The sequence below is a fragment of the Streptomyces spiralis genome (assembly GCF_014654675.1).
GTDB classification, from domain to species: Bacteria; Actinomycetota; Actinomycetes; order Streptomycetales; family Streptomycetaceae; genus Streptomyces; species Streptomyces spiralis.
The window spans coordinates 109,273-115,994 of sequence record NZ_BNBC01000021.1 but is presented as its reverse complement, the minus strand read 5'-3'; the positions used below and the strand labels follow the sequence as shown (position 1 = coordinate 115,994).

Below are 6,722 nucleotides of genomic sequence, written 5' to 3'. Positions count from 1 at the left end.
GGGGTCTGGCACCGCGCCTCGCCGCGTTGTCGTCGGTTGCCATGGCTCCGCCATGACGCCCTCCTCCGCCTTGCGATCCTCCCCCACTGCCTGAACGGCGTGGGAGGTACCCCCACCACCAGACCCCGCTCCCTGATCCGGCCTGATCCAGACGAAAGGCCCTGGCCCCCGCGGCCGGGTCCCGCGGCTGGTCCGGCAGCCGGCTCCCGCGGCCGGTCCTCATGGTCGGTCCGCGGCCGGTCCCCGCGTCGATCAGCCGCACGGATCCGCGCACAGGCTCACAGCGCTCCCCGCGGCAGACCGCGGGGGGCGCTCTTCGCCGTTCCGGGCCGGCGCCGGCACCCAGGTGGCGCTCACCAGCACACCGTTCCCCGCCGCCCAGCGGCCCTCGAACACGGTCGGCCCCGCGGGCGAGAGCACCATCCCGACCGGCACCAGCCGGGCCCGGAACCGTCCGCTCGCAGGGTCCACCGTCACCGACGCGTCGGGAAAGTCCAGCTCCTGCCCCGTCAGCGGGAACCACGCCTTGTACACCGACTCCTTGATGCTGAACAGCAGCCGCCCCCAGGACACCTGGGGCACCGCGCGCTCCAGCTGCCGTATCCAGCGCATCTCCTCCGGGAGGGCGATCGACTCCAGAATCCCCTCGGGGAGCGGCTCGTCGGGCTCCGCGTCGATGCCCAGGGCCGTGAACTGCCCGGCGCGGGCCAGCGCCGCGGCCCGGTAGCCGGCGCAGTGCGTCATGCTGCCCACGACGCCCGGCGCCCATTGCGGGACACCCCGCCGGCCCGGCAGCACCGGCCCCGGCTCCACCCCGAGCTCCTCCATCGCGCGCCGGGCGCACCAGCGCACGGTGCCGAACTCCAGCTGCCGCTTCTCGACGGAGTGCGCGACCAGCGCCAGCTCCTCGGGGTGCAGCCCGGCGTCGGCCGGGTCGGCGGTGGCCTCCGAGACGGCAACGCCGGTCGGCAGCAGGTTCGCGAGCATGGCATCCCCGATTCGCTCCGGACGGGTGGACTGCCTCCACGCTCGCCGCGGCACCGCCGCCCCGGCCACGTTCCGCGCCCCGCCCCCGGCCGGAAGGCGGCCCGCGGCGCCCTTTCCTGCCTGAGTGCTGCCATCCCCGGCGCCCCGCCACCACCACCGGTCAGCCAACTGGCAGTCACAGGACGTGACTTGTCATCCCCTTGCCACAGTCCGCGCCGAAAGCCCCTTCACCGTGCGCATCCACGTCGATTCTCTGAGTATTGGGGGCGCCTAGGGGTACGGGCGCCGGCGGCCCGTGCCTAGCCTCCGGTAGATGGCTCACGGAAAGCTCATGGGCATCAGCGACCTGCATGTCGCCCATCCGGAGAACCGGCGCATTGTCGAGGATCTCCGCCCGGACGACCCGGCCGACTGGATCGTCGTCGCGGGCGACGTGGGCGAGAGCCTGGCCGATGTGGAATGGGCCCTGGGACTGCTGAGCAGGCGCTATGCCCAGGTGGTGTGGGCGCCCGGCAACCACGAGCTGTGGACCCCGCGCGACGACCCCCGTCAGGACCTGCGCGGCGAGCACCGCTACCGCCGGCTCGTCGACCTGTGCCGCTCGTTGGGCGTCCACACCCCCGAGGACCCTTACCCCGTCTGGTGCGGGCCGCAGGGACCGCTGATCGTCGCACCGCTGTTCCTGCTGTACGACTACACCTTCCGCACCCCCGCCGCGGCCACCCGGCGGCAGGCCCTGGAGCAGGCCTACGAGGCCGGTGTGGTCTGCAACGACGAGTTCCTGCTCCACCCCGACCCCTACCCCAGCCGGGAGGCCTGGTGCCGCGCCCGGCTCGCGCTCACCGAGCGGCGCCTGGCCGCCTGCGACCCCGAGCTGCGCACCGTTCTGGTCAACCACTTCCCGCTGGTACGGCAGCCGACCGGCATCCTGCGCCACCCGGAGTTCGCCCTGTGGTGCGGCACCGAGCTCACCGGCGACTGGCACCTGAGGTTCCGGGCGGCCGCGGTCGTCTACGGCCACCTGCACATCCCGCGCACCACCTGGTACGACGGCGTCCGCTTCGAGGAGGTGTCCGTCGGCTACCCCCGGGAGTGGCGCGCCCGGCGGCACCCCGTGGACGTGCCGCGGCGGATCTTCCCCGCCACGGTGGCGCATTGATGCAGGGGCACTTTCGGCCACCGTGGGCGGCCGGACGGCCCGATACGCTGGATTCCTGATTCCGCGCGACCCTACTTCCCCGCATGCTCCGGCGAATTCGCCGAGAAGCCCTGAGGACGGGCACCAGAACAGCCGCAAGAACAGGGTGAAGAAGGCGAATTCCGCGGAAATTCGGAACCAATGGGGGATGGATTCATATGGTGCTGATCCAGCGTGCCGAGGAACTCGCCCTGATGGACTCGGCCCTCGACGGCGCCGCGGCCGGAAAATCCATGCTGGTTCTCGTCGAGGGCGCCGTCGGATGCGGAAAGAGCGAATTCCTCCAGGCGGTCGCCCTGCGCGCCGCCGACCGCGCGGCGGTCGTCCTGCGGGCCACCGGAACGGCCACGGAGCGTGACCGTCCGCTGGGAGTCGTCGCCCAGCTCGTCGGCAGCGCCCCGGCCGGTACGCTGCCCGCGCCCGCATCGCCGGAGCGGGCCGGATGCGTCGAGGCGCAGCAGGCCTTCACCCGCGCCGTCCACGAGCTGAGCGACACCGCACCCGTCGTGATCGCCGTCGACGACCTGCACCACGTGGACGAGCTGTCCCGCCGTCATCTGCTGCACCTCGCGCGCGAGACCCGCAGCACCAGGGTCCTGCTGGTCCTCGCCGCATCCGTGCACGAGTCCGTCGACGACCCGCTGTTCGCCACCGAACTGCTGCGCCAGCCGAACTTCGTCCGCGTCCGCCTCGAACGCCTGGACCGGGCCGCCGTCGCCACCCTGCTGGCCGGCCGCGACACCGCCGAGGCCGAACGCCTCCACCGGGCCAGCGGCGGCAACCCGCTGCTGCTGCGCGCCCTGCTCCAGGACCCCGGCACCCAGCCCGGCGGCCCCTACACATACGCCGTCCTGGCCTGCCTCCACCGGTGCGGGGCCGCCACCACCGAGCTGGCGCGGGCCGTCGCCGTGCTCGACGGGCACGGCGGCCCCGAACTCGTCGCCCGGCTCCTGGACATCGACGCCGTGGCCGCCGCCCGGGGCATGGCCGCCCTCGGCGACGCCGGCCTGCTCGACGGGCCCGGATTCCGCCACCCCGCCGCCCGTGACGCGGTCCTCGGCCACATGGACCCGGCCGACCGGCGCGCCCTGCACCGGCGAGCGGCCGTCGTCGCCCACGGCATGGGCGCGCCCGCCCCGGTCGTCGCCGCGCAGCTGCTCGGCGCGCGGCACACCGGCGAGGAGTGGGCCATGGGGGTCCTGCGCGCCGCCGTCGGCCAGTTCCTCGCCGACGGGGACGCCGCCCGCGCCGCCGCCTGCCTGGAACTCGCCCAGGAGGGCTGCGCCGACGACAGCCACCGGGCCCACGTACGGATCCGGCTCGCCGCCGTCACCGCGCGCACCGACCCCGCCGCCGCGGAACACCATCTGTCCGGTCCTCTCACCGCGCTGCGCGAGGGCCGCCTGCCCGCCGACGCCCTGGGCCCCCTCGCCCGCGCGCTGACGGCCCAGGGGCGCATCGACGAGGCCGTGGAGGCCCTCGACCGGCTGACGGCGAGCGGAGTGCCGGGGGGCCGGGCCGAGGCGGGGACGGGGGCGGGGCTGAGAGACGTACCAGGGGGACTGAGGGACGTACCGGGGGGACTGAGGGACGTACCGCGGGAGGACCCGCTGGACGGGCTGTCCGCGTTCCCCCACTGGGCGGCGGCCCGGCAGGCCGACGGCCGTCCGGACGGCGGCGGTGCGGGAGCGTCGGGTGCCGCGACGCGGGGAGGCCTGGGACCTGCCGCGGGCTCCACGGGCTTCGTGGCGCGCGGCGGTACGGGGCAGCCGGCGGGCTTCCCGGCGCGCTTCGGGATTCATCCGGCCGCGCTGTGGGCCGTGCCGGAGCAGGTCGAGGCCGGGGCCGCCGCGCATGTGGCGGAGGTGTTCCTGCGGGGTGCCTCGCCTGCCGAGGGCATGGTCGAGCCGCTGGCCCAGGCGCTGCGGGTGCTGCTGTATCTCGGCGGGCCGGCACGGGCCCTGCCGTGGTGCGAGATGCTCGCCGCGCAGTCCGCGCGGCGCGGTGCGACCGGCTGGCAGGCCGTCTTCGGCGGGCTGCTCGCCGAGGCCCGGCTGGGGCGGGGCGACCTCGCCGGAGCCGGGGCGGCCGCCACCGCCGCCCTGGACGCGGTCCCCGGCCGGGGCGGCAGCGTGCTGCTGAGCGGCATCGCGGGCACCCTGGTCCGGGCGTACACGGCGATGGGCCGGACCGAGGCGGCCGCCGCGGTGCTCGGCCGCCCGGTGCCCGAGGAACTGGCCGGCAGCGTGCACGGACTGGCGTATCTGCGGGCTCGCGGGCAGTACGCGCTGGCGACCAGCCGGTACCGGGCCGCGCTCGGTGACTTCCTGGACATCGGCCGGCGCATGAAGCGCTGGGGACTGGACCGGCCCCAGGTGCTGCCCTGGCGTACGGACGCGGCCTCGGCCCTGATGCGGCTCGGCGAGCTCCAGCAGGCCGAGCGGTTCATCACGGACCAGCTGTCCCGGCCGGACGCGGCCGACCCCCGGGTGCGGGGCGTCGCGCTGCGGCTCCAGGCGGAGCTGCGTGAGCCGAAGGAGCGGCAGACGCTGCTCACCAAGGCGGTGGACGAGCTGCGCAGGTCCGGCGACCAGTACGAACTGGCGCTGACGCTGGTGGACCTGGGGCGGGTGCTGAAGGAGACCGGCGAGCCCGCGCGGGCCGCCATGGCCAACCGCAGGGCCTGGCATCTGGCCCGGGACTGCGGGGCCGAGGTGCTGTGCGAGAAGGCCCTGCCCGGGCACACCGACGGGGCCGACCCCCAGGCGGAGTCGTCCCGCGGCCGGCTCGCCGAACTCGTCGCCACCCTCAGCGAGTCGGAGAAGCGGGTGGCCATGCTCGCCGTCCACGGACACACCAACCGCGAGATCGCGCTCAAGCTGTACATCACCGTCAGCACGGTCGAGCAGCACCTGACCCGCGTCTACCGCAAGCTCGACATAGCCGGGCGGCAGGAACTCCCGGTGGACCTCCAGGTGCCGGCGGACGAGTACGTGTAAGGGGGCCGGGCCCGTGCCCGGGTGACGGGACCGGGGCCGCAACCCCTTGGCAACCCCATGGCAAACTCACCGTCAACCCTTGGCAGGCTCACGGCAGTTCTCCCGCCGGGGCGGACGGCCCCGGCAGACTCCTGTCGCATTCCCGCCCCGCCCCCCTTGCCCCACCCTGGTCCTGCCCCACGCCCTATGGACCCGGCGCGGCGCTCCCGGAAGGCTCGGTACGAGCCGGAGCCCACCGGGAGGGCAGACCATGACGACATCCGCACATCCGCGGCGGCGGCCCCCCGCAACGCCCGCGCGCCTGCGCGAAGGCATGCTGCAGCGGGTCGAGGAAAGGCTGCGCTCACTGCTCACCGAGGAACACCGCGGCCGGCGTACGGCCGAGCCGCGCTCCACGGCCCTCGTCGTCGGCGTCACCGAACTCGTGCAGGCCGGCGTGGACCGGGTGCGGCCCGTCATCTGCCTCAACGGCTTCCTCGCCGCCGGCGGTGATCCCGACGGCCCCGCCGCCGACGCCGCCGTGACGGCCGCCGTCGCGCTGGAGTTCCTCGACACCTGTCTGATGATCCGCGCCGACGTGCACGACAACGCGCCCATGCGGCGCGGCATCCCCACCCTGCACATCAGCCATGCCGCCGAGCACGAACGCAACGGCTGGCGCGGCGAGTCCCGCCGCTTCGGCGAGGGCACCGCAGTGCTCGCCGGCGACCTGGCGCTCGCCTACGCGGACCGCCTCGCCGCCCGGCTGCCGCACAGCGTCCGGGAGCTCTGGGACGACCTGCGCACGGAGCGGGTGATCGGCGCGCACGCCGATGTCGCCGCCGCGACCGAGTACCTCGACGACCCCTGGCCCGAGCGCTGCATCACCGGTTGCACACGCGGCTGCGCCGCCGGCTGGTACGGCCTCCACCACGCCCTCCTGATCGGCGCCTCGCTCGCCGGCCGCGCCGACCTGGTCGCCGTGTACGAGGAGTACGCCTCCGCCCTGCACGCCGCCTGGCGGCTGCGCGGCTTCCTGGAGGGCGGTCCCGGCTACGACACGGACGCCCAGTTCCTCCGCGAGGTCGTCTTCGGCGGCCACGCCCGCGAACAGGCCGAGCAGTCCATCACCACCCTCCTCCACCGCGCCACCACCACGGCCGCCACCGCCCCCGTCCCGCCCGACTGGCGCACCGAACTGACCACCTTCGCCCACCACGTGGCCGGCCACACCACCAGGTGATGCCCGAGGCGCCGACCAAGTTGTTCGCCGGAGCGCCGGGTGATGCCGGAATGCCGGTCCGGGCCCGGCGGCCGGAGCGCGTGAGCCACCCGAGGCCCCGGCCTCCGGGACCTCGGCGCCCGGCCCCCTGTCCACGCGTGAGGCATGCCCTGCACCGCGGTTCACACGTGAGGCACGCTCTGCGCCGGGCCCGTCGGCCACCGCCCCCGACCGGCGCACCTAGGGCCTTCGCCCACCATGTGGCCGGCCGCTGCGCCGGGTGATGCCCGAGGGCCGGACGGGACCCCGCGGGCGGGCCGCGCGTGCGACACAAGGA

At 75.1% G+C, this 6,722-nt stretch carries 4 protein-coding genes; 3 read left to right on the top strand and 1 reads right to left on the bottom strand.

Annotation, left to right across the window (positions count from 1 at the left end):
* Positions 1 to 252 precede the first annotated feature (252 nt).
* Positions 253 to 987, bottom strand: coding sequence for a 4'-phosphopantetheinyl transferase family protein (locus IE318_RS22140; RefSeq protein ID WP_189902923.1), 735 nt, complete (start codon positions 985 to 987; stop codon positions 253 to 255).
* 313 nt (positions 988 to 1,300) lie between these two features.
* Between IE318_RS22140 and IE318_RS22135 the strand changes: the two genes are divergently transcribed.
* From IE318_RS22135 to IE318_RS22125, 3 genes are all read left to right on the top strand, one after another.
* A complete protein-coding gene (locus IE318_RS22135) occupies positions 1,301 to 2,146 on the top strand; it encodes a metallophosphoesterase family protein (protein WP_229903666.1) in 846 nt (281 codons plus the stop codon).
* 197 nt (positions 2,147 to 2,343) lie between these two features.
* On the top strand, positions 2,344 to 5,184 hold the full coding sequence (locus IE318_RS22130) for a helix-turn-helix transcriptional regulator (RefSeq protein ID WP_189902921.1): 2,841 nt from the start codon (positions 2,344 to 2,346) through the stop codon (positions 5,182 to 5,184).
* 250 nt (positions 5,185 to 5,434) lie between these two features.
* Positions 5,435 to 6,406 (top strand): polyprenyl synthetase family protein, encoded by a 972-nt coding sequence (locus tag IE318_RS22125; RefSeq protein ID WP_229903665.1) that lies wholly within the window; start codon positions 5,435 to 5,437, stop codon positions 6,404 to 6,406.
* Positions 6,407 to 6,722: the final 316 nt, after the last annotated feature.

Bases quoted from the DNA above. Each gene is read 5' to 3' on its own strand.
- IE318_RS22140 (WP_189902923.1), bottom strand. From the start codon at position 987: ATGCTCGCGAACCTGCTGCCGACCGGCGTTGCCGTCTCGGAGGCCACC.
- IE318_RS22135 (WP_229903666.1), top strand. From the start codon at position 1,301: ATGGCTCACGGAAAGCTCATGGGCATCAGCGACCTGCATGTCGCCCAT.
- IE318_RS22130 (WP_189902921.1), top strand. From the start codon at position 2,344: ATGGTGCTGATCCAGCGTGCCGAGGAACTCGCCCTGATGGACTCGGCC.
- IE318_RS22125 (WP_229903665.1), top strand. From the start codon at position 5,435: ATGACGACATCCGCACATCCGCGGCGGCGGCCCCCCGCAACGCCCGCG.